Origin of the sequence: Pyxidicoccus sp. MSG2, assembly GCF_026626705.1 — a bacterium.
Lineage (GTDB): Bacteria > Myxococcota > Myxococcia > Myxococcales > Myxococcaceae > Myxococcus.
In genome coordinates this window covers 11,818,557-11,843,049 of the sequence record NZ_JAPNKC010000001.1, presented here as the reverse complement: position 1 = coordinate 11,843,049, position 24,493 = coordinate 11,818,557, and the positions used below count along the sequence as shown (strand labels likewise).

The 24,493-nt window shown below is 69.6% G+C and carries 6 protein-coding genes (1 of these 6 running past the window's edge); 4 read left to right on the top strand and 2 right to left on the bottom strand.

From position 1 onward, the window contains the following. The first annotated feature begins 15 nt into the window (after nt 1–15). Both OV427_RS45225 and OV427_RS45220 read left to right on the top strand, forming a co-directional pair. Complete coding sequence (locus tag OV427_RS45225; RefSeq protein WP_267862447.1) at nt 16–1,467, top strand: sensor histidine kinase; 1,452 nt, start codon at nt 16–18, stop codon at nt 1,465–1,467. A gap of 60 nt (nt 1,468–1,527) precedes the next feature. After that, on the top strand, nt 1,528–2,991 hold the full coding sequence (locus tag OV427_RS45220; RefSeq protein ID WP_267862446.1) for a beta-lactamase family protein: 1,464 nt from the start codon (nt 1,528–1,530) through the stop codon (nt 2,989–2,991). 69 nt (nt 2,992–3,060) lie between these two features. On the opposite strand, the gene OV427_RS45215 is transcribed toward OV427_RS45220, so the two are convergent. Then, nucleotides 3,061–4,026, bottom strand: coding sequence for a hypothetical protein (locus OV427_RS45215; RefSeq protein WP_267862445.1), 966 nt, complete (start codon nt 4,024–4,026; stop codon nt 3,061–3,063). A 151-nt stretch (nt 4,027–4,177) separates the two neighbouring features. Between OV427_RS45215 and OV427_RS45210 the strand changes: the two genes are divergently transcribed. Together OV427_RS45210 and OV427_RS45205 are read left to right on the top strand one after the other, a co-directional pair. Beyond that, complete coding sequence (locus OV427_RS45210) at nt 4,178–5,962, top strand: serine/threonine-protein kinase (RefSeq protein WP_267862444.1); 1,785 nt, start codon at nt 4,178–4,180, stop codon at nt 5,960–5,962. Between the two features lie 166 nt (nt 5,963–6,128). Next, the gene (locus tag OV427_RS45205; protein WP_267862443.1) at nt 6,129–7,712 is read left to right on the top strand and encodes an FAD-dependent oxidoreductase; all 1,584 of its coding nucleotides are present in this window, start codon (nt 6,129–6,131) and stop codon (nt 7,710–7,712) included. A 79-nt stretch (nt 7,713–7,791) separates the two neighbouring features. Here OV427_RS45205 and OV427_RS45200 read toward each other — a convergent pair whose 3' ends face one another. Continuing rightward, nucleotides 7,792–24,493: the 3' portion of a non-ribosomal peptide synthase/polyketide synthase gene (locus OV427_RS45200; RefSeq protein ID WP_267862442.1), read on the bottom strand. The gene runs 22,259 nt beyond the window's last position; the window shows 16,702 of its 38,961 coding nt (coding positions 22,260–38,961); its start codon lies beyond the right edge, outside the window; the stop codon is at nt 7,792–7,794.

Below are 24,493 nucleotides of genomic sequence, written 5' to 3'. Positions count from 1 at the left end.
TGTCGGGGGAGCATCATGAGTCGAAGCCTGCGAAGCCAAGCCGTCACCCTCACCCTGCTTCTGGGCACACTGATCGGGGTAACGGTCGCCGCGCTGGCGGGCACCACTGCGAGCATGGAGCGCAACAGCGCCCGGATGATGCACGTGCTGGAGAGCATGCAGGCGTCGGAGAGCATGGAGAAGGCGCTCATCTTCCATGAGCGGGAGCAGCGGCTCTACGAGGCGACAGGCCAGCTCGCCCACGTCTGGCAGGCGGAAGACGCGAAGACACGCGTGCGGGAGTCCCTCGCGCAGGCCCGGCAACTGGCGGACAGTCCCGAGGAGCGGTCCTTCGTCGATGAGCTGGACCAGGAGCTCGAGGGGTACTTCGCCCACCCGACCCCCATGCCGGGAACCTTCGAGGCAAAGACGGGCAAGATGCTCGACCGGGAGATGCACCTCTCGCGAGCACTGGAGAAGCTGAACTCGGCGGATGCGCGCGCCACCTTCGCGGCAAATCAGCGGTGGGCGCGCAGGGCCCACGTCGTGGGCCTCGTCGTGTCGCTGGCGATGGTGACCGGAGCGGCCCTGGCGTTCTGGACGCTGCGCCGCGAGCTCTACTGGCCGCTCGAAGCCGTCCGCGAGGCGCTGCTGCGCTTCCGCCCGGGCATGCCGCTCCAGCGTGCGCCAGCGGCGGGCGTGCGGGAGATCCGCGACATCGCGAGTGCCTTCAACGAAACGGCCTCGCGACTCGAGCGCCAGCGGGAGGTGCAGCTCGGCTTCCTCGCGGGCGTCGCGCATGACCTGCGCAACCCGCTCCAGGCCCTGCGCGCGGCGGCCACCAGCGTGCGCCCCGAGCGCCCCCTTCCTCCCGAGCAGACGCTGAGAGACCGCTTCTCGCTGGTGGCACGTCAGGTGGACCGGCTGGCGCGCATGGTGGAGGACCTGCTCGACACGTCCCGCATCGAGGCCGGGCAGTTGTCCCTGCAATGCGGCGAGCACGACCTCGTCGAGCTGGTGCGGGAGTCCGTGGAGCTGCACCGGCCCCTGAGCGACGCGCACCCCCTGGAGACCTCCTGGCCGAAGGGGTCGCTGTGGGTGCGGTGCGATGGCGCCCGCATCGCCCAGGTGCTCAACAACCTGCTGAGCAATGCCATCAAGTACTCCCCGGATGGAGGCACGGTGCGGGTGGAGGTCGGAAACACGGCGGATGGGGCCTGGGTGGCGGTGCACGACCCGGGCGTCGGGGTGGCCCCCTCGGAGCGGGAGAGCATCTTCGAGCCCTTCCGCCGCAGCGCCACGCACCGCGCCAACATCCCGGGCGTCGGCCTGGGCCTCTCCGTGGCGCGGCGCATCCTCGAGGCGCATGGCGGCTCCATCCACGTGGAGAGCGAGCCGGGACACGGCTCCACCTTCCGCATCCAACTCCCCCAGGCCACCACCGCCAGGCACACACCCCTGCTCCTGCCGGGCGCCCTGGCGATGTGACGCGCCCACGCAATCGCCGCCGCCAGCTACCGTACGTCCCGGGAACCTCCTGGAGGACGAATGAACTGGCTGAAGACGCTCTGCGTGGGCGTGGTCGTGGCGTGGGTGTGTGTGGGGCCTGCCGCCGAGGCGGCATCGCAGCGGCAGGAGTTGGACCGGCTCATCACGAAGTACCAGCAGATGAACCAGTTCAACGGCAGCGTGCTGGTGGCCAACGAGAAGGGCGTCATCCTCGAGAAGGGCTACGGCTTCGCGAACTTCGAGTGGCAGGTGGCGAATACGCCGGACACGAAGTTCCGCATCGGCTCGGTGACGAAGCAGTTCACCTCGATGGTCATCATGCAGCTCGTGGCGGAGGGGAAGCTCCAGGTCGAGGACCCCGTCACGAAGTACCTGCCGGACTACCGCAAGGACACGGGCGACCGCATCACCATCGCCCACCTGCTGAACCACACCTCCGGCCTCCCCAACTACACGAACCCCACCTTCTTCAAGACCGCCTCACGCGACCCCTACACCGTCGCGGACTTCGTGAAGAAGTTCTGCAGCGGTGACCTGGAGTTCGAGCCCGGCACGAAGTTCAACTACAGCAACTCCGGCTACTTCCTGCTCGGCGCCGTCATCGAGAAGGTCACCGGACAGACGTACGCGCAGACGCTGCAGCAGCGCATCTTCGACCCGGTGGGCATGAAGAACACGGGCTACGACGTGTCCGCCACCGTGCTCCCGAAGCGCGCCAGCGGCTACGAGGCGCAGCCTGGCGGGTACGTCAACGCGCCCTACCTCGACATGGGCCTCCCCTACGCCGCGGGCTCGATGTACTCGACGGTGCAGGACCTCTACCGCTGGGACCGAGCCCTCTACGAAGACAAGCTGCTTCCCGCACCGCTCAAGCAGCGGATGTTCACCACCGCGCTGGATGACTACGCCTTCGGGTGGCACGTCGGGCCCATCAAGCTGCATGACGGCAAGACGGAGGTCGCCACCATCAGCCACAGCGGTGGCATCAATGGCTTCAGCGCCCTGTTCGTCCGCGCGCCCGAGCGGAAGGAGGTCGTCGTCCTCCTCGACAACACGGCCCGTGGCTCGAAGCTGATGGCGATGGCGACGGGGGCACTGAGCATCCTTCATGGCATCCCGCCGAAGCAGCCCCAGGCGTCCATCGGCGAGGTCGTGATGGCGACCCTCGAGAAGTCGTCCGCCGCGGAGGCCATCGCCCGGTACCGGACCCTCAAGACCACCAAGGCCACCGAGTACGACTTCGCCGAGCGGGAGCTGAACAATGTGGGCTACCGGCTCCTCGGCTCCGGGCGCGTGGCGGAGGCCATCGAGATCTTCAAGCTCAACGTGGAGATGTTCCCTGGCGAGGGGAACGTCTACGACAGCCTCGGCGAGGCGTACCTGGCCGGCGGGAACAAGGAGCAGGCGCTCGTGAACTACCGCCGCGCCGTGGAGCTGAACCCCAAGAACACGAGCGCCGCGGAGACCGTCAAGCGCCTCGAGCAGCCGGCCGCCACGCGATGACATGAAGAGGTGAGGCCCTGTCCAACGGGCCCGCGCCCTTCCTCCGCGCAGATGGAGGAAGGGCCTCGCTCACCGAGCCGCGGGGGCGGGGCCGCTGCCTGGCGGCTCCGGTGCCTTCGGCATCCGCCGGGGCGGGCGCCAGTTCACGGCCACCCGGACGAAGGGAGCGGCGCGCGTGGAGCCGACACCGAGGCCCAGCCGCTCCCGGTCGCCGTCGAGCAGCGAGAAGTCGTTGAGCAGGTCGAGCCCGACGGACGTACTCAGCCAGACGCTGCCGCCCCCCAGCCGGACGTTCGCCGTGGGGCCGACGTGCATCGACGTCTCCTGCACGAAGTGCGCGCCCAGCGTCTGGCCATCTCCCGGGAGGCGGGCGTGGAAGACCTGCTGATCGAACGCGCCGGTAAGGCCCAGCTCCAGCCCGTCGCCGAACTTCCGCAGCAGGGTGAGCCGCGGCAGGCCGAGCTCCACGACGTAGGCCCCCTTGCGGTAGGTGAAGCCCACCATGGGGATGACCGGGAGGACGTTGAAGGGCCACATCACGACGAGCCCGAACATCAGCCGCATGCCCGGGTCACCGCCAATCAGGTAGTTCGCCATGGCGTAGCCCACCCAGGACATGTCCATGCCCACGTCGAAGGCGTTGCGGAAGTCGGTGCGCGCGATGCCGGATGCCCCGGCGAACAGGAGCCACCGGGGCGCGAGCGGCCGGACCACCGTGAGCCCGAGCTGGAGGCGGTGGAAGCGACGGCCCAGCACGTCCTCGTCGAGGCCCGCCAGGGCGCCCCGCGGCTCCAGCGCCAGCCAGCGTGTCTCGTACGCCAGCGACGGGACGACAATCGTCTTCCCGAGGAAGACGGGCGGCAGCGGAAGGCGGAGGTCCAGCTGCTTCCAGTTGTCGAGCTTCCGCCCCTCCGAGCCGATGGCGGTACCGCGCGCGAGGCTGTAGCTGACGTAGGCGCGGTCCTCGGACGTCTGGGCGCTCGCGGTGGCGGAGAGCAGCACCGCACACAGGACGACGAGCCCCCATCCAGGCACTCCACGGGAAGTTCTCGTCGTTCGCACGGGCACGCGGAGCCGTCCTTTCCACTGACACCATGAGTGTACCGCGACTCACCCCCTGCGGGGCTTCGTTCCAGCTTTCCCTGGTCTTCACGAAAAGTCGCCCGCTCGAATACGCTCCCGGTCCGTGACCCCCTATACGATGTTGCACCTGGCGCTCGCGGGAGCGTTCTTCGTGCTCGCGCTGGTGCACCTCGCGACCTGGATTGCGGTCCGCTCGCAGCGCGTGCAGCTCTGGCTGGCCTGGAGCTTCCTCGGGTTCGCGGTCATCAGCTTCACCATCGGGCTCACCAGCCGCGAGGCCAGTGCCATCTTCTCCGACACGCGTCCGTGGCTGGTGTTCGGCACGCTCACGTCGGTGTTGCTCCCCTACCCCCTGCTTCGCGTGGCGTGGTCGCTGCTGGACCAGCCGCTCACCTTTGGCCGGCGGGTGATGCTGGGCGTAGCCGTGGCGCTCGGCGCGGTGCGGGTGCTCGACATCTCCGCCTCCGTGCTCGCGCTGCCGGCGACGCGGCTGACGTCGGAGGAGCTCTCGCATGCGACCGCGGGCCTGAGCCTGCCGCTGTTCTGGCTCCTCGCGGCGTGTGTGGCGGGGACCTGGGCCTTCGAAGCGGTGCGGCTCCTGAAGCGCCGTGGCGCGATGGCGATGGCCGTGCTCGTCGCTTCGCTCGTCGCGCTCGCGCTCCTGGGCCGCGAGCTTGCGATTGATGTCGGCTGGCTTCCGGGGCCGCCGCTCTTCGCACTGGTGGGGCTGCCGTTCCTCCTGCTCGCCTCCACCGCGCTCGCCATCCTCACCGCGCGCTCGCTGCGGGGCGCGGACCTGGGGACGGGCATCCACCGCTACCGCCGGCTCGTCCGGCTCGGCCGCGGCGGCATGGGCGAGGTGTGGCTCGCGGTGAGGACCGGCCGGGCGGGCTTCAACCGGCTCGTCGTCCTCAAGCGGATGCTGGACGAGGGCGGCGGCGAGGACCCCGCGGTCCGGCTCCACCGCTTCATCGGAGAGGCCCGCACCGCCGCGCGCCTGCACCACCCGCACGTCGTGTCCGTCTACGACCTCGGGCAGATGGATGGCGGGTGGTTCATCGTCATGGAGTACCTGAGCGGCGTGAGCATGCTGGAGCTCGCCCGGCGCGTCAGGAAGGGAGCCGCGCTGCCGCTCGAGGTGGTGGTGGAGCTCTGCCAGCAGGCCCTGCGCGGACTCGCCTATGCGCATGAACGAGGCGTGGTGCATCGCGACATCAGCGCGGACAACCTCGTCGTGTCCTTCGATGGCGTGGTGAAGGTCGTCGACTTCGGCATCGCGCATGGCTCCGGTGACGCCAAAGAGCAGGTCACCGGGACGTGGGCGGTTCCGTCCTCGGAGCGACTCACGCAGGTGGGCGACGTCATCGGGAAGTTCGTGTACATGCCGCCCGAGCGCCGCGCGGGGGCCGAGGCGACCGCGTCCGGCGACCTCTTCGCGCTCGGCTGTGTCCTCCACGAGTTGCTGTTCGGCACGCTCCCGGGTCCGCACGCGGCCTCGGGAGGCCCCCGCCTTCCGGGTCTGGAGCGCCCCGATGCGCCCGAGGCGTACCGGATGCTCCGGGGCGTCCTGGACGTCGCGCTCCAGGCGCGTCCGGACAAGCGCTTCACCGACGCCTGGAGCTTCCAGCGCGCGCTCGACCCGGTGCGACAAGAGCTTCCGGCCATCGACCTCGCCTCCTGGCTGCGCGGGAACTTCGCGGAGCGCTGGGGCCGCGAGCGGGAGTTGTCGGAGCTCAGCGACCCCACGCCCTCCGAGGTCGAGGTGCTGCTCACGAGGGAGCGGCCGGCGGAACCCTCGCTGGATGACGCGCCCACGCACACCATGGAGCCGCGAGCCGAGCCCCCCATCGAGGACCAGACGACGGTCGTCGTTCAGCGCTCGCCCTGAGCCCCGGGAACTTCCGCATCCGAATGCCAGCAAGTCGTGCCCACGGGGCGTCCACCCAGAGGCGTCGCGACCGGTTGGGGAATGCAAGCTGACAAAATAAGCACTTCCTTACATTTTCATGACCTCACGAGCGCCGGACCCTTCCAGGGTCCGGCCGGGAGTCGTCATGAGCAAGTCACCTGAGCTTCAAGTCCTCATCGCAGGCGCGGGCCCCACCGGACTGACGCTGGCCTGCGAGCTGGCGCGACGAGGCGTCGCGTTCCGGCTGGTGGAGGCGCAACCGAGGCACTTCGCCGGCTCGCGCGGCAAGGGTCTGCAGCCGCGAACGCTGGAACTCTTCGACGACCTGGGCATCGTGGAGCCGCTCCTGGCGTCCGGTACGAAGTACCCGCGCCTGCGTGTCTGGTGGCGGCGCTTCGCGCTCGCGCGCTGGAGCATGTTCGCGCAGCGCGAGCCCACCCCGGACGTGCCGTATCCCAACACCTGGCTCGTGCCCCAGTGGAGGACCGAGGCGCTCCTGCGCGAGCGGCTCGCCGTTGACGGCGGCAAGGTGGAGCTGGCCACCACGCTCACCGGCTTCGAGCAGGACGGCGACGGAGTCACGGCCACGCTGTCGCGCGAGGGGGGCACCGAGCAGGTCCGGGCGAGCTACCTCGTCGGCGCCGATGGCGGGCACAGTTTCGTGCGCAAGGCGCTGGGCGTGACCTTCAAGGGAGAGACCTACGAAGGCGAGCGGATGGTGGTCGGTGACGTCCAGGTGGAGGGGCTCGACCGTGAGCACTGGCACGTCTGGCCGAAGACGAAGGGCGGCGCCATCGCGCTCTGCCCCCTGCCCGGCACGGACCACTTCCAGCTCTTCGTGAAGCTCCCCACCGGCGCCGAGCCGCCGGAGCTGTCCGAGCGCGGCGTCCAGCAATACTTCGCCGAGTCCGCCCGGCCGCCCCCGGGCATCCGCCTCCACAGCCCGAGCTGGCTTTCCCTGTACCGGCCGAACGTGCGGATGGTGGACCGCTACCGGGTGGGCAGGGTCTTCCTGGCGGGAGACGCCGCGCACGTGCACCCGCCAACGGGAGGCCAGGGGCTCAACACCGGCATCCAGGATGCGTACAACCTGGGCTGGAAGCTCGGCCAGGTGCTCGCGGGCGCGCCCGAGGCGCTGCTGGACACCTACGAGGAGGAGCGGCTGCCCATCGCCGCGCACGTGCTGGGCCTCTCCACCCGGCTGTACCGACAGGCCTCCGCCACCGGAGGGGGCATGAAGCCCCAACGGCGAGGAGCCGACACGCAGCAGCTCGGAATCAGCTACCGCGGCGGCTCCCTGGCTCGCGACGAGCAACGCCATCCCGGAAGGCTCCGCGCGGGAGACCGGGCCCCGGATGCCCCCTGCCACGACGCCAGCGGAGGCGCCGTCCGGCTGTTCGAGTCCTTCCGGGGACCACACTTCACGCTGCTCGCCTTCGGAGCGGCACATGCGAGCACGGTGGCTCGAATGACGGCTCGCTTCGCGCCCACGGTGCGCGCGCTGCGACTGGTCCAGCCGGGAGAGCCGTGCCAAGGGCCAGACCTCATCGACTCCAGCGCGCGGGCCCGCACGGCGTACGACGTGCGAGGCGATGCGCTCGTGCTGGTGCGACCGGATGGCCATCTCGGCCTGTTCGCGAGCCCGGGCACTCCGGAGCAGGTGGAGGGCTACCTGCGAGCACTTCTCCCCTCGGAGCTCCCGGCCACAGGCATGAGGACGGCGCTCTAAAGCCCTCCACGGATTCGGGAGCACGCTCAGGCCGTCTGCGCCAGACACGGGCGTGCCGCTCGGCACGCCCGTGTCTCGCTCACTCCTGAAGCTTCTTCGCGAGCGCCTCCACGGTGGGAGCACGAAGCAGGGAGTGGTGGTCACCGGGGAGCTCGCACACCTCCACGCCGCCGGCCGCGAGCCGCGCCCAGCCACCGTCCGGGCCGGTGGGCACCTGCGTCTCGCTGGCGCGCACCAGCGTGACGCGGCCTCCGTACGCGCCCGGCTCGTACCGCCACAGGGCGCGCAGGTTGCTCGCGAAGACGCGGTACAGGATGCGGAGCTGCTCGACGCCCACGCCCCGGGCGAGGACTCCGGCGTTCCGCCCCGCCTCCAGCAACCCGTTCAGCAGCGCGTCGCCGCCGGGCAGGGCTTCCGCATCCAGCTCGGGAGCTGGCAGGCCGACGAGTCGGGCCGTGAACTCGACGAAGCGGGCCGCGAGCCACGACTCCCCTGCCCCCTCCGGCGGGCGCTTGTCGAAGGCGTAGGAGTCGATGAGCACGAGCTGCTCCACCTGCTCGCCCCGCTGCTCCAACTGGCGCGCCATCTCGAAGGCCACCGTGCCTCCCATGGACCAGCCTCCCAGCCGGTACGGGCCGACGGGCTGGACTTCACGGAGGGCCTCCAGGTAGCGCGCCGCCAGGGCTTCCACCGTCTCCAACGGAGCCTGTTCGTCCTCGATGCCGGGCGCCTGGAACGCGTGGAACGGCTGGTCCGGGCCCAGTGCGCGAGCCAGCTCCAGGTAGGGCAGGACGTTGCCGCTGACGGGGTGGACGCAGAAGAACGGCCGGCGCGAGCCCCCGTTGGTGAGTGACACCCACGGAGACAGGCTCCCCTGTGCCTCGCGCAGCCGTGCCGCCAGCTCCTCGAGCGTGCCCGACTGGAAGAGGGCCACCACCGGCAGGCTCCGGCCCAGGCGCTCGCGGATGAGGGACATCATCCGCATTGCCAGAAGCGAGTGGCCCCCCAGCTCGAAGAAGTCCGAGTGGATGCCAACGGGTGACACGCCCAGCAGCTCCTCCCAGATGCGGGCGAGACGCAGCTCCAGGTCGTCGCGCGGCGGCACGTAGGTGTGTGCCGGCTCCGTCCGGACTTCCGGTGCCGGGAGCGCCTTGCGGTCCACCTTGCCGTTGGGCGTCAGCGGCAACGCGTCCAGCGACACGAAGGCGGAGGGCACCATGAAGTCGGGCACCCGCTCCTTCAGGAAGCGCCGCAGCTCCGCCGTGTCCGGCGTTGCCCCCGCCTGAGCCACGAGCCAGGCCACCAGCCTCTTGCCCTCGGCGCCGCTCTCGCGGGCCAACACGACGGCTTCGCGCACGTCGGGATGCTGGCGCAGCGCCGCCTCGATTTCGCCCAGCTCGATGCGGAAGCCGCGCACCTTCACCTGCTGGTCGATGCGGCCGAAGTACTGCAACACGCCCTCCGCGAGCCACCGCACCCGGTCTCCCGTGCGGTACAGCCGCGCGCCCGGAGTCGTGCTGAACGGGTCCGGAACGAAGCGCTCCGCCGTCAGCTCGGGCCGGTCCACATTGCCCCGGGCCAGGCCGGCGCCGCCGAGGTACAGCTCTCCCGCGACCCCCGTGGGCACGGGCTGGCCGAACGCGTCCAGCACGTACGCCCGCGTCCCATCCAACGGTCTGCCCAGCGTCGGCTCCCGCGTCGCGCCCCGGGGCGCCAGCGTCCACGTGGAGTACGTCGTGTCCTCGGTGGGGCCGTAGAGGTTGAGCACGCGCTCCACGCCGGGCGCGGCGTCGTGGATGGCCTGCACCAGCGAGTTGGCCAGCGGCTCGCCCGCGAGGTTCACCGTGCGCACGGAGCCGGGGACGGCGTGGGCGCGCACCAGCTCCGCCATGGCCGAGGGGACAGTGTTGATGAGGGTGACGCGACCAGCCGCCGGCAGCGAGGGCAGCGCGAGCGCGTTCCTCGCCACCACCACCGCGCCACCACGCGTGAGCGGAGCGAAGAGCTCGAAGACGGAGAGGTCGAAGTTGAGCGAGGTGGAGGCCAGCACGCCCGCGAGCGTCTCCGCCGCGAAGACGCGCGCCGTCCACCGCAGGAAGGCCACCGCGCTCCGGTGCTCCAGCGCGACGCCCTTGGGCCTGCCGGTGCTGCCCGACGTGAACAGGACGTAGGCCAGGTGGTCCGGCGTGACGCCGGAGGTCGGTGCCTCCGTGTGCTCGACAGCCAGCATGTGCGCATCGTCGAGCGCCACCCGGGCCGCCTCCACTGGAGGCAGGGAGTCCAGCAGATGGCGCTGGCCCACGAGCACGCGGGGCTTCGCGTCCTCCAGCATGAACGCGAGCCGCTGGCGCGGGTACGCCGGGTCGAGCGGCACGTACGCGCCGCCCGCCTTGAGGATGCCGAGCACCGCGACCAACAGGTCCGCCGTGCGCTCGACGCAGAGGCCGACCCGCACCTCCGGACCCACGCCCAGGCCGCGCAGGTGGTGCGCCAGCCAGTTGGCCCGCGTGTCGAGCTCGCGGTACGTCAGCGACACGTCACCCGCGAGCACCGCCACTGCGTCCGGGGTGGCGGTCACCTGCCACTCGAAGAGGGTGTGGATGCACGCGTCCGCGGGCCCCGCCGAGCCGGTGTCGTTCCACTCCACCAGCAGGCGGCGCCGCTCGGCGTCTCGCAGCAGGGGCACGGTGAAGACGGGCGCCTCGGGCCGGGCCAGGGCGCCTTCGAGCAGCGCCTTCAGGTGACCAAGCAGCCGTTCCACCGTCGCGGGCTCGAACAGCGCGGTGCTGTACTCCAGCCCGCCGGTGAGCCCGTCCTCCCCGTCCGCGAGACCGAGGGTGAGGTCGAACCGCGCCACCCGGTGCTCCACCTCGACGGGACGGAGCGCCAGGTCCGACAGGCCCTGTCCCGCCGCCTTGGGCGTGCTGTCGAGGGTGAGCATCACCTGGAAGAGCGGCGAGTGGCTCAGACTGCGCTCGGGGCGCAGCTCCTCCACGAGCTTCTCGAAGGGCACGTCCTGGTGCGCATACGCGCCGAGCGTCACCTCGCGCACCCGCGCCAGCAGCTCGCGGAAGGAGGGGTTGCCGTCCAGCCGTGTCCGCAGCACGAGCGTGTTGACGAAGAAGCCGATGAGGCCCTCCGTCTCCGCCCGCGTCCGGCCCGCGATGGGCGACCCGACGCACACGTCGTCCTGCCCCGAGTAGCGCGCCAGCACGGCCTGGAACGCGGCCAGCATCACCATGAACGGCGTCACACCCTCGCGCATGCCGAGCGCCTTCACGGCGTCCGTCAGCTCACGGCCGAGGGAGAACGGAGCAAGGGCGCCTTCCAGCGATTGCACCGCGGGCCGAGGCAGGTCCGTGGGCAACTCCAGCAAGCGAGGGGCGCCTTCGAGCTGCTGCTTCCAGTAGCCGAGCTGCGCGTCCAGCACGTCCCCGCGCAGCCACTCGCGCTGCCACACCGCGTAGTCCGCGTACTGGAGCGGCAGCTCCGGCAGCGGCGACGGGCGGCCCTGGGAGAAGGCCGCGTACAGCTCCGCGACCTCGTGGACCAGCAGCCCCATGGACCAGCCGTCCGAGATGATGTGGTGCATCACCAGCACCAGCACATGCTCCTGCGCGGAGAGCTTCAGGAGCGTGGTCCGCAGCAGCGGCCCCTGTTCCAAGTCGAACGGGCGCTGGGACTCCACCAGCGCCCACCGGCGCGCCTCCGCGTCACGAGAGTCTTCCGGTAGCGAGCTGAAGTCCACACCGTGGAGTCGGGTGCGGCCCTGCGATTCGATGACCTGCACGGGTGCGCCGTTCGCGACCTGGAACGTCGTGCGCAGCGACTCGTGGCGGTGCACGAGCGCGTCGAAGGCGCGTTCCAGGGCGTGTGTGTCGAGCCCCCCGGACAGTCGCACCACGGAGGGCACGTTGTAGACGGTGCTGCCCGGCTCCAGTTGATCCAGGAACCACAGGCGCTGCTGCGCGAAGGACAGCGGGAGCGCTCCGTCGCGAGGAGCGCGCTTCAGGGGCGGAGCTTGTGTTCCGGCCGCGCGAGACCGTGCGGCCTCCACGCGTTGAGCCAGTCGGGCCACCGTGGGTGACTCGAACAGCTCACGCAGCGGCAGCTCCACCTGGAAGGCCTCGCGGATACGCGACACGAGCTGCGTGGCGAGCAGCGAGTGCCCGCCGAGCTCGAAGAAGTCATCGAGCACGCCGGGGCTGTCGTGGCGCAGGACTTCGGACCACAGCGTGGCCAGGGTCTGCTCCACCGGCGTACGTGGGGCGACGTACTCGCGACGGTGGGTTGCCAACACCGCGTCAGGTGCGGGCAGGGCCTTGCGGTCCACCTTGCCATTGGGCGTCAGCGGCAGCGCGTCCAGCACCATGAATGCCGACGGCACCATGTACTCCGGCAACCGCTGCTTCAGGTGCGTGCGCAGAGTGGCCGCGTCGATGTTGGCACCCTCCTTCGCCGTCACGTACGCCACCAGGCGCTTGCCCTCGGCGCCGTCCTCCCTCGCGACGACGACGACTTCGTTGACGGCCGAATGCTGCGCCAGCGCCGTCTCCACTTCACCCAGCTCGATGCGGAAGCCACGCACCTTCACCTGCGTGTCTCGCCGGCCCAGGAACTCCAGCGTCCCGTCCACGCGCCAGCGCACCATGTCGCCCGTGCGGTAGAGACGTGCACCGTCTCCGAAAGGACTGGGCACGAAGCGCTCCGCCGTCAGCTCCGGCCGGCCCACGTACCCTACCGCCAGGCCCTCGCCGCCCACGTACAGCTCACCCGGCACCCCCACGGGCACCGGCTGCATCGCCCCGTCCAGCACGTATGCAGACGTGTTCGTGATGGGACGGCCAATGGGCACCGAAGCGCCCAACTCCTCCGAGCCCTCCATCCGGTAGCACGCGGAGAACGTCGTGTTCTCCGTCGGGCCGTACCCGTTGATGAGGACTCCTCCAGCTGCGAGCCGTTCCTTCACACGGCCCACGGGCAGCACGTCACCACCGGCCAGGAGTTGCTTCACTCCCGCCAGGGCTTCCGGCTGCCTCGCCTGCATCTGCTCGAAGAGCGCCGCCGTCAGCCACAGTGATGTGATGCCGGACGCACTCAATGTCCGGCCCAGTTCCTCCAGCGAAGGCGTGCCCGCCGGGTACACCACCAGCTTCGCCCCGTGCAGCAGCGCTCCCCACACCTCCAGCGTCGACGCGTCGAACGAGATGGGCGCCAGTTGCAGCCACACCTCTTCCGGCCCGAAGTGAGCGAAGTCCGTCCCCAGCACCAGGCGCGACACCGCTCGATGCGGCACGCCCACGCCCTTCGGACGACCCGTGCTTCCCGACGTGAACATCACGTAGGCGAGATTGCCGCCACCCACCCGGACCGGGGGCGTGCTCTCGGACTGATGCGAGAACGCCGTCCACCCGGAGTCCACGAGCACTACCGGCACGCCGTCCTCGGCCACAGCCAGCTTCTCCTGGGACACGAGCACCGTGACGCAGGCCTCGCGCTTCATCCAGGACAGGCGCTCCCACGGGTAGCTCGCATCCAGCGGCACGTACACGCCGCCGGCCTTCAAGATGCCGAGCACGCTCGCCACCAACTCCAGCGAGCGCTCCACGCACAGTCCCACCCGCACCTCGGGCCCGACGCCCATTCCCTTCAGGTGGTGCGCAAGCTGGTTGGCCCGGCGGTTCAGCTCCGCATACGTCAGGCGCTGGCCCACGTACTCCACGGCCACGGCGTGCGGTGTCCGCTGCACCTGCGCTTCGAACAACTCCGCCAGCGACATCTCGCGCGGGTACTCCACGGCCTTCCCACTCCACTCCTCCACCAGTCGCCGCCGCTCCTGAGCGCCCATCAGCGGCAGCGCTTCCAACCGCTGCTCCGGATTGGAGACAGCCGACTCCAGCAGCACCCGCAGGTGCCCCAGCAGTCGCTCGATGGTGTCGGACTCGAACAGGTCGCTGTTGAACTCCAGGCCGCCGGAGAGGCCCTCCTCCGTTTCACCCATGCCGAGCGTCAGGTCGAACTTCGAGGTCTTGCCCGACGACTCGGCCGCCTCCAGCGTCAACCCCGGCAGACTCACCGCCGAGCCCGGTGCGTTCTGCAGCACGAACATCACCTGGAAGAGCGGACCGCGGCTCATGTCCCGCTCGGGCTGCAGCTCCTCCACCAGTCTCTCGAAGGGCACTTCCTGGTGCGCGTATGCGCCCAGCGTCGTCTCCCTCACCTGCCCCAGCAGCTCGCGGAACGAGGGGTTGCCGTCCAGCCGGGTCCGCAGCACGAGCGTGTTGACGAAGAAGCCGATCAGCCCCTCCGTCTCCGCCCGCGTGCGATTGGCGATGGCCGTGCCCACGCTCACGTCGTCCTGCCCGGAGTAGCGCGACAGCACCGTCTGGAACGCCGCCAGCAACACCATGAACGGCGTGGCCCCTTCCTGCTGAGCCAACGCCTTCACGGACTCCCACAGCCCCTTCGGCCACTGGAAGGTTCGCGTGTCGCCTCGGAAGCTCTGCACCGCCGGACGCGGCTTGTCCGTCGGCAGCTCCAGCGCTCGCGGGGCCCCGGTGAGCTGCTTCTTCCAGTACCCGAGCTGCGCCTCCAGCACCTCGCCCTTCAGCCACTCGCGCTGCCACACCGCGTAGTCCGCGTACTGCACCGTCAGCTCCGGCAGTGCCGGCTGACGCCCCAGCGCATACGCCTCGTAGAGCGCCACCACCTCGCGCACGAGGATGCCCATCGACCAGCCGTCCGAAACGATGTGGTGCATCACCAGCACCAGCAGATGTTCCTGCTCCGACAGCTTCAGCAGCGTCGTCCTCAGGAGTGGGCCCGTTTCCAGGTTGAACGGACGCTGAGCCTCCTGTCCGGCCAGGTGCTTCGCCTCGGTGGCGCGGGCGACCTCGGGCAGGGAGCCCAGATCCACCACCTCCAGCCGCGCCTGCATCCCGTGCTCGATGACCTGCACGGGGAGCCCGTTCTCGGTTCGGAACACCGTGCGCAGTGACTCGTGACGGCGGACCAGCGCTTCGAAGCTGCGCTCCAGGGCTCGGAGGTCGAGCGTCCCGGTCAGCTTCACGGCCACTGGGACATTATAGAACGCGCTGCCCGGCTCCAGCTGATCCAGGAACCACAGGCGCTGCTGTGCGAACGACAGCGGCAGGGCGCGGTCGCGAGAGACGCGGACCAGGGGCGGTGCCTTCACCTCTGTATCCGTGCCCGCCCCGTCCAGCTTCAACGCGAGCTTCTCCACCGTGGAGGCCTCGAAGACGTCGCGCAGCGGCAGCTCCACCTGGAACGCCTCGCGCACCCTGGAGACGAGTTGCGTCGCCAGCAGCGAGTGCCCGCCCAGCTCGAAGAAGTCCTCGTGCAGGCCGACCTGCTCGACGTTCAGCACCTCCGCGAAGATGGCCGCCAGCTTCTTCTCCGTCTCCGTGCGCGGCGCTTCGAACGCCTCCGGCTTCGGAGCATGGGCGTCCGGAGCTGGCAGGGCCTTGCGGTCCACCTTGCCATTGGGCGTCAGCGGCAGCGCGTCCAGCACCACGTACGCCGACGGCACCATGTACTCCGGCAGCCGCTGCTTCAGGTGCGTGCGCAGGACGCTGGCCTCCAGCTCCGCGCCCTCCTTCGCCGTCACATACGCCACCAGTCGCTTGCCCTCGGTGCCGTCCTCCCTCGCGACGACGACGGCCTCGTTGACGCCCGAGTGTTGCGCCAGCGCCGTCTCCACCTCGCCCAATTCGATGCGGAAGCCACGCACCTTCACCTGCGTGTCGCGCCGGCCCAGGAACTCCAACGTCCCGTCCACGCGCCAGCGCACCACGTCGCCCGTGCGATACAGGCGAGCCCCATGTCCAAAAGGACTGGGCACGAAGCGCTCCGCCGTCAGCTCCGGCCGGCCCACGTACCCTACCGCCAGTCCTTCCCCTCCCACGTACAACTCTCCGGGCACACCCACGGGCACCGGTTGCATCGCTCCGTCCAGCACGTGTGCAGCCGTGTTCGTGATGGGACGGCCGATGGGCACCGAAACGCCCAACTCCTCCGAGCCCTCCATCCGGTGGCACGCGGAGAACGTCGTGTTCTCCGTCGGGCCGTACCCGTTGATGAGCACGTTTCCAGAGGCCAGCCGCTCACGGACGCGCCCCACCGGGAGCACGTCACCACCAGCCAGGAGTTGCTTCACTCCAGCCAGGGCCTCTGGCTGCCTCGCCTGCATCTGCTCGAAGAGCGCCGCCGTCAGCCACAGTGACGTGATGCCCGCTTCACCCAACGTGCGGCCCAGCTCCTCCAGCGAAGGCGCACCCGCCGGGTACACCACCAGCTTCGCTCCATGCAGCAGCGCTCCCCACACCTCCAGCGTCGACGCATCGAAGGAGATGGGCGCCAACTGCAGCCACACTTCCTCCGGTCCGAAGTGCGCGAAGTCCGTTCCCAGCACCAGCCTCGACACCGCCCGGTGCGGCACGCCCACTCCCTTCGGACGCCCCGTGCTTCCCGACGTGAACATCACGTACGCCAGGTTCTCCCCGCCCACCATGGGCGACAGGGGACTCTCGGGCCGGCGCGAGATGGTGGCCCACTCCGAATCGACGCACACCAGCAGCTCGCTGCCTTCGGCAATCTCGTCGGCCAGCCGTTCCTGGGCGACGAGGACGGCGACGCCGGCCTCGCGCTTCATCCAGGACAGGCGCTCCAGCGGGTAGCTCGCATCCAGCGGCACGTACACGCCGCCGGCCTTGAGGATGCCCAGCACGCTCACCACCAGTTCCAGCGAGCGCTCCACGCACAGGCCCACTCGTACCTCAGGGCCTACTCCCATCGACCTCAGGTGGTGCGCCAGTTGGTTGGCACGGCGGTCGAGCGCCTCATACGTCAGCCGCTGACCCGCGTACTCCACGGCCACGGCCCGCGGCGTCCGCTGCACCTGCGCTTCGAACAAAGCGTGGAGGCCCGCCTCTCGCGGGTACTCCACGGCCCGGCCGCTCCACTGCTCCACCTGGCGCCGCTCCTCCTTGTCCATCAGAGGCAACGCTTCCAGCCGCTGCTCCGGCTGGGTGACTGCCGCTTCCAGCAGCACGCGCAGATGGCTCAGCAGCCGCTCCATCGTCGCCGCGTCGAAGAGGTCGCTGTTGTAGTTCACCGCCGCCGCCGCCCCCTGGGGCACCTCCTGCACCACCAACGACAGGTCGAACTTCGACGTCTTGTCTTCCGACTCCACTCCCGACAGCTTCAACCCCTGCTTCAGCTTCACTTCCGTCGTCGGCGTGTTCTGCAGCGTCAGCGTCACCTGGAACAGCGGACTGCGGCTCAAATCCCGCTCCGGCTGCAGCTCCTCCACCAGCTTCTCGAACGGCACCTCCTGGTGCGCGTACGCACCCAGCGTCGTCTCCCTCACCTGCCTCAACAACTGCCGGAAGCTCTGCCCTCCCTCCACCTTCGCCCTCAGCACCAGCATGTTCGCGAAGAAGCCGATCAGCCCTTCCGTCTCCCCCTGCGTACGCCCCGCGATGGGCGCTCCCACGCTCACGTCCTCCTGCCCCGCGTAGCGCGACAGCACCGTCTGGAACGCCGCCAGCAACACCATGAACGGCGTTGCTCCCTCGCGCTGTGCCAGCGTCTTCGCTCCGTCCCACAGGCGCTTCGGCCACTGGACCTCGACGTGCCCGCCGCGGAAGGTCTGCACCGCCGGACGCGGACGGTCCGTCGGCAGCTCCAGGGCGTGGGTGGCGCCTTCGAGCTGCTGCTTCCAGTACCCGAGCTTCGCCTCGAGCACCTCGCCCTTGAGCCACTCGCGCTGCCACACCGCATGGTCCGCGTACTGCACAGCCAGCTCCGGCAGTGGGGACGAGCGGCCCTCCGAGAACGCCTCGTAGAGCGCGGCGATCTCGCGCACGAGGACGTTCATCGACCAGCCGTCCGAGACGATGTGGTGCGTCACCAGCACCAGCACGTGCTCCTGCTCGGACAGTCTCAACAGGGTCATCCGCAGCAGCGGCCCGTGCTCCAGGTCGAACGGCCGTTGAGACTCCTCCTCCACGAGCCGCATGGCCTCCGCTTCACGCGTTCCCTCCGGCACCGCGCGCAGATCCTTCATATCGAAGGCGAGCAACGGCTCCGATGAGATGACCTGGACGGGCTTCCCGTCCTTGCTTCCGAAGGTCGTACGCAGCGCTTCGTGTCGGCGGACCAATTCTTCGAAGCTTCGCTGGAGCACACCCACGTCCAGCGCGCCCTCCGCACGCACCACTGCCGGCACGTTGTAGAAGGAGCTGCCTGGCTCCAGCCGATCCAGGAACCACAGTCGCTGCTGAGCGAACGACAGTGGCAGCACCGCCTGCCGCTCCGTACGCGGCTTCAGGGGAGGCGCGGCCAGCCCATGACCCGCACGTGCCGCATGCTCGGTCCGGTCGGCGAGAGCCGCCACCGTGGGTGCCTCGAAGAGCTCACGCAGCGGAAGCTCGACACCGAACGTGCTGCGAATCCGCGAGACGACCTGCGTCGCCAGCAGGGAGTGCCCACCCAGCTCGAAGAAGTTGTCCTTCGTGCCGACGCGTTCGACTCCGAGGACCTGGGCAAAGAGCGCTGCGAGCAGCTCCTCCCTGGGCGTGCGCGGCGCTTCGTATTCGGCGCTGGCGGTACGAGCCGAAGCCGTCGGATCGGGCAGGGCCTTGCGATCCACCTTGCCGTTCGGCGTCAGCGGCAGCGCGTCCAGCACCACGTACGCCGACGGCACCATGTACTCCGGCAACCGCTGCATCAGGTGCGTGCGCAGTCCGGCGGGCTCCAGCTCCGCGCCCTCCTTCGCCGTCACGTACGCCACCAGGCGCTTGCCCTCGGTGCCGACCTCCCTCGCGATGATGACGACCTCGTTGACGCCCGAGTGCTGCGCCAGCGCCGTCTCCACTTCACCCAGTTCGATGCGGAAGCCACGCACCTTCACCTGCGTGTCTCGCCGGCCCAGGAACTCCAACGTCCCGTCCACACGCCAGCGCACCATGTCGCCCGTGCGGTAGAGACGTGCACCGTCTCCAAAAGGACTGGGCACGAAGCGCTCCGCCGTCAGCTCCGGCCGGCCGATGTACCCCACCGCCAGGCCCGCGCCTCCCACGTACAGCTCGCCCGGCACTCCCACGGGCACCGGCTGCATCGCTCCGTCCAGCACATACGCTCGTGTGTTGGTGATGGGACGCCCGATGGGCACCGAAACGCCCAGCTCCTCCGGGCCCTCCATCCGGTAGCACGCGGAGAACGTCGTGTTCTCCGTCGGGCCGTACCCGTTGATGAGCACGTTCCCGGAGGCCAGCCGCTCACGGACGCGACCCACGGGTAGCACGTCACCACCGGCCAACAACTGCTTCACTCCCGCCAGGGCCTCTGGCTGCCTCGCCTGCATCTGATCGAAGAGCGCCGCCGTCAGCCATAGCGACGTAATGCCCGCTTCTCCCAGCGTGCGTCCCAGCTCCTCCAGCGAAGGCGCGCCCGCCGGGTACACCACCAGCTTCGCTCCGTGCAGCAGCGCTCCCCACACCTCCAGCGTCGACGCATCGAAGGAGATGGGCGCCAACTGCAGCCACACTTCCTCCGGCCCGAAGTGCGCGAAGTCCGTTCCCAGCACCAGCCGCGACACCGCTCGGTGCGGCACTCCCACGCCCTTCGGTCGGCCCGTGCTTCCCGACGTGAACATCACGTACGACAGGTTCTCTCCGCCCACTCGCACCGGCGGGTTGCCCTCTGATTGACGTGTGATGACGGGCCACTCCGTGTCCACGCACACGACTCGCTCGACTTCCGTCTGGTGCACGGACGGCAGCAGCTTCTGCTGGGTCACCAGCAGCGCCACGTCGGACTCCTGCTTCATCCACGCCAGGCGCTCCGACGGATAGCTCGCGTCCAGCGGCACGTACGCGCCGCCCGCCTTCAGGATGCCCAGCACGCTCACCACCAGCTCCAGCGAGCGCTCCACGCACAGGCCCACTCGCACCTCGGGGCCTACTCCCATTGCCCTCAGGTGGTGCGCAAGCTGGTTGGCCCTACGATTGAGCTCCGCGTAGGTCAACCGCTGGCCTGCGTACTCCACCGCCACCGCGTCAGGTGTCTTCCGCACCTGTGCTTCGAACAGTTCGGCAAGGGAGGCCTCGCGCGGATACTCCGCGGCCCTCCCACTCCAATCCTGCACCAGCCGCCGCCGCTCCACCCCGGCCATCAGCGGCAGCGCTTCCAACCGCTGCTCCGGACGCGCCACCGCCGACTCCAGCAGTACGCGCAGGTGCCCCATCAGCCGCTCAATGGTGGCGGGCTCGAACAGGTCGCTGTTGAACTCCAGTGCGCCCGCTACACCTCCATCGCCCGAGTCCGCCATGCCGAGCGTCAGGTCGAACTTCGACGTCTTGCCCGACGAGTCGGCCCCCTCCAGCTTCAGTCCCGGCAGGTTCACCGCCGAGACCGGTGCGTTCTGCAGCACGAACATTACCTGGAAGAGCGCGCCCCGGCTCATGTCTCGCTGCGGCTGAAGCTCTTCCACCAGCCTCTCGAACGGCACCTCCTGGTGCGCATACGCACCCAGCGTCGTCTCCCTCACCTGCCTCAGCAGCTCGCGGAAGGTGGACCTGCCGTCCAGCCGCGACCTCAGCACCAGCGTGTTGACGAAGAAGCCAATCAGCCCCTCCGTCTCTGCTCGCGTGCGATTGGCGATGGCCGTGCCCACGCTCACGTCGTCCTGACCCGCGTACCTCCCCAGCACCGTCTGGAAGGCCGCCAGCAGCACCATGAAGGGCGTCGCCCCTTCCTGCTGCGCCAGCGTCTTCACCGCCTCCCACAGCCCCTTCGACCACTGGAAGGTCCGTGTGTCGCCTCGGAAGCTCTGCACCGCCGGGCGCGGCTTGTCCGTCGGCAGCTCCAGCGCCGCCGGTGCCCCTTCGAGCTGCTTCCTCCAATACGAGAGCTGCGCTTCGAGCACCTCGCCCTTGAGCCAATTGCGCTGCCACACCGCGTAGTCCGCGTACTGCAGCGCCAGATCCGGCAGTGCCGGCTGACGACCCTGCGCATACGCCTCGTAGAGCGCCACCATCTCGCGCACGAGGATGCCCATCGACCAGCCGTCCGAGACGATGTGGTGCATCACCAGCACCAGCACGTGCTCCTGCTCCGACACCTTCACCAGGGCCGTCCGCAGCAGTGGGCCCTGCTCCAGGCTGAACGGACGCTCGATTTCCTCTTCCACCCAGCGCTGTGCTGCCTGGGCTCTGTCTGCTTCCGACAGCGGGCTCAGATCCTCTCGGACGATGGCGAGTGCAGGCTCCGTCGAGATGACCTGCACGGGTGCGCCCGCCTCGGTGCGGAACGTGGTTCGCAGCGACTCGTGCCGGCGCACCAGCTCGCGGAAGCTCTTCTCCAAGGCATCGACATCCAGCCGCCCCGACAGCTTCACCACCGTCGGCACGTTGTAGAAGGCGCTGCCCGGCTGCAGCTGATCCAGGAACCAGAGCCGCTGCTGCGCGAACGACAGCGGTAGCGCTCCATCGCGCAGCGCACGCTTCAGGGCGGGTGCCTGAAGTCCCTTCGTGTCCCCGGCTCCTGCCTCGATCCGCTCGGCCAGCTTCTCCACCGTGGAGGCTTCGAAGATGTCGCGCAGGGGTAGCTCGACCTGGAAGGCTTCCTTCACGCGCGAGACCAACTGCGTGGCGAGCAGGGAGTGGCCCCCCAGCTCGAAGAAGTCCCCGTGCAGGCCGACCTGCTCGACGTTCAGCACCTCCGCGAAGATGGCCGCCAGCTTCTTCTCCGTCTCCGTGCGCGGCACTTCGAACGCCTCCGGCTTCGGAGCATGGGCGTCCGGGGCCGGCAGGGCCTTGCGGTCCACCTTCCCGTTCGGCGTCAGCGGCAGCGCGTCCAGCACCACGTACGCCGACGGCACCATGTACTCCGGCAACCGCTGCTTCACGTGCATGCGCAGGACGCTGGCCTCCAGTTCCACGCCCTCTTTCGCCGTCACATACGCCACCAGGCGCTTGCCTTCGGTGCCGTCCTCCCTCGCAACGACGACGGCCTCGTTGACGCCCGAGTGCTGCGCCAGCGCCGTCTCCACTTCACCCAGCTCGATGCGGAAGCCACGCACCTTCACCTGCGTGTCTCGCCGGCCCAGGAACTCCAACGCCCCATCCGCGCGCCAGCGCACCACGTCGCCCGTGCGGTACAGCCGTGCGCCGTCTCCGAAGGGGCTGGGGATGAAGCGCTCCGCCGTCAGCTCCGGCCGGCCCACGTACCCCACCGCCAGTCCCTCGCCTCCCACGTACAGCTCTCCGGGCACGCCCACCGGCACCGGCTGCATCGCCCCGTCCAGCACGTACGTCTGCGTGTTGCGGATGGGCCGCCCAATGGGCACCGAAACGCCCAGCTCTTCCGAGCCCTCCATCCGGTGGCACGCGGAGAACGTCGTGTTCTCCGTCGGGCCGTACCCGTTGATGAGGACTCCTCCAGCTGCGAGCCGCTCCTTCACCCGGCCTACTGGCAGCACATCACCACCGGCCAGGAGTTGCTTCACTCCAGCCAGGGCCTCCGGCTGCCTCGCCTGCATCTGCTCGAAGAGCGCCGCCGTCAGCCACAGTGACGTAATGCCCGCTTCGCCCAGCGTGCGTCCCAACTCCTCCAGCGAAGGCGCGCCCGCCGGGTACACCACCAGCTTCGCCCCGTGCAGCAGCGCCCCCCACACCTCCAGCGTCGACGCGTCGAACGAGATGGGCGCCAGTTGCAGCCACACCTCCTCTGGCCCGAAGTGCGCGAAGTCCGTCCCCAGCACCAGCCTCGACACCGCCCGGTGCGGCACGCCCACGCCCTTCGGTCGGCCCGTACTTCCCGACGTGAACATCACGTACGCCAGGTTTGCTCCGCTGACCTGGGTGGAAGGCGAGGTCTCCGGCTGGCGCGAGATGGTGGCCCACTCCGAATCGACGCACACCAGCAGCTCACTGCCTTCAGCGATCTCCTCCGCCAGCTTCTCTTGCGCCACCAGCAGCGCGACTCCGGCTTCGCGCTTCATCCAGCCAAGGCGCTCCAGCGGATAGCTGGCATCCAGCGGCACGTACACGCCACCCGCCTTGAGAATGCCCAGCACGCTCACCGCCAGCTCCAGCGAGCGCTCCACGCACAGGCCCACCCGCACCTCGGGCCCCACTCCCATTGCCCTCAAGTGGTGCGCAAGCTGGTTGGCCCGGCGGTTCAGCTCCACGTACGTCAGCCGCTGGCCCGCGTATTCCACCGCTACGGCGCCAGGCGTCCTCCGCACCTGCGCCTCGAACAACTCCGCCAGCGAGGCCTCTCGCGGGTATTCGACAGTCTTGCCGCTCCACCCGCCCAAGAGCTGCTTTCGCTCCGCCTCGCCCATCAGCGGCAGATCCATCAGCCGCTGCTCGGGCCTCGCCACCGCCGACTCCAGCAGCACCTGCAAGTGCCCCAGCAGCCGCTCCACGGTCTCGGCGCCGAAGAGGTCGCTGTTGTAGTTCACCGCCGCCACCACTCCGTGCGGCACCTCCTCCACCAACAGTGACAGGTCGAACTTCGAAGTCTTCCACTCCGAATCCACTCCCGACAGCGTCAGCCCCTGCTTCAGCTTCACTTCCGTCGTCGGCGTGTTCTGCAGCGTCAGCGTCACCTGGAAGAGCGGGCTCCGGCTCAAATCCCGCTCCGGCTGCAGCTCCTCCACCAGCTTCTCGAAGGGCACCTCCTGGTGCGCGTACGCTCCCAGCGTCGTCTCCCTCACCTGCCTCAACAACTGCCGGAAGCTCTGCCCTCCCTCCACCTTCGCCCTCAGCACCAGCATGTTCGCGAAGAAGCCGATCAGCCCTTCCGTCTCCCCCTGCGTGCGCCCCGCGATGGGCGCTCCCACGCTCACGTCCTCCTGCCCCGCGTAGCGCGACAGCACCGTCTGGAACGCCGCCAGCAACACCATGAACGGCGTCGCGCCTTCGCGCCGGCCAAGCGACTCCAGGTTGCGCCAGAGCGCCTTCGGCCACAGTGTCTGCCGGACCTCGCCACGGAAGGTCTGCACCGCCGGACGCGGCTTGTCCGTCGGCAGCTCCAGCGTGGCCGGCGCCCCTTCGAGCTGCTGCTTCCAGTAGCCGAGCTGTGCCTCCAGCACCTCGCCCTTCAGCCACTCCCGCTGCCACACCGCGTAGTCCGGGTACTGAACGGGCAGCTCCGGCAAGCTGGATGGGCGGCCCTGCGAGAAGGCCTCGTACAGCGCGGCCACTTCGCGCACGAGGATGCCCATCGACCAACCGTCCGAGACAATGTGGTGCGTCATCAGCACCAGCACGTGCTCCTGCGCCCCGAGCCGCAACAGCGACGTCCTCAGCAACGGCCCCTGCGCCAGATCGAACGGACGGACGGCCTCCGCCTCCGCGCGGCGGCGTGCTTCCTGCTCGCGCTCCGGATGTCCGCCCAGGTCCACCGTGTCCAGCACCACACGGCCCGCGGGGGAGATGACCTGCACGGGCAGGCCGCCCTCGGCGCGGAACGTGGTGCGCAACGACTCGTGCCGGCGCACCAGTTCCTCGAAGCTCCGCTCCAGCGCGGCCCCGTCCAGCGGCCCGCTCAGCTTCACCACCGCCGGCACGTTGTAGAACGCGCTACCCGGCGCGAGCTGCTCCAGGAACCACAGGCGCTGCTGCGCGTAGGACAGCGGCAGGACGTCCTGGTGCTCACGCCTCCGCCTCAGGGGCGGCGCCACGAAGCCCGCCCCCGCCCTCACCGCACGGTCCACGCGGTCCGCCAGCGCCGCCACCGTGGGTGCCTCG

Excerpts from the sequence above, each read along its gene's own strand:
- OV427_RS45205 (WP_267862443.1), top strand. The coding sequence starts at position 6,129 with ATGAGCAAGTCACCTGAGCTTCAAGTCCTCATCGCAGGCGCGGGCCCC.
- OV427_RS45225 (WP_267862447.1), top strand. The coding sequence starts at position 16 with ATGAGTCGAAGCCTGCGAAGCCAAGCCGTCACCCTCACCCTGCTTCTG.
- OV427_RS45220 (WP_267862446.1), top strand. The coding sequence starts at position 1,528 with ATGAACTGGCTGAAGACGCTCTGCGTGGGCGTGGTCGTGGCGTGGGTG.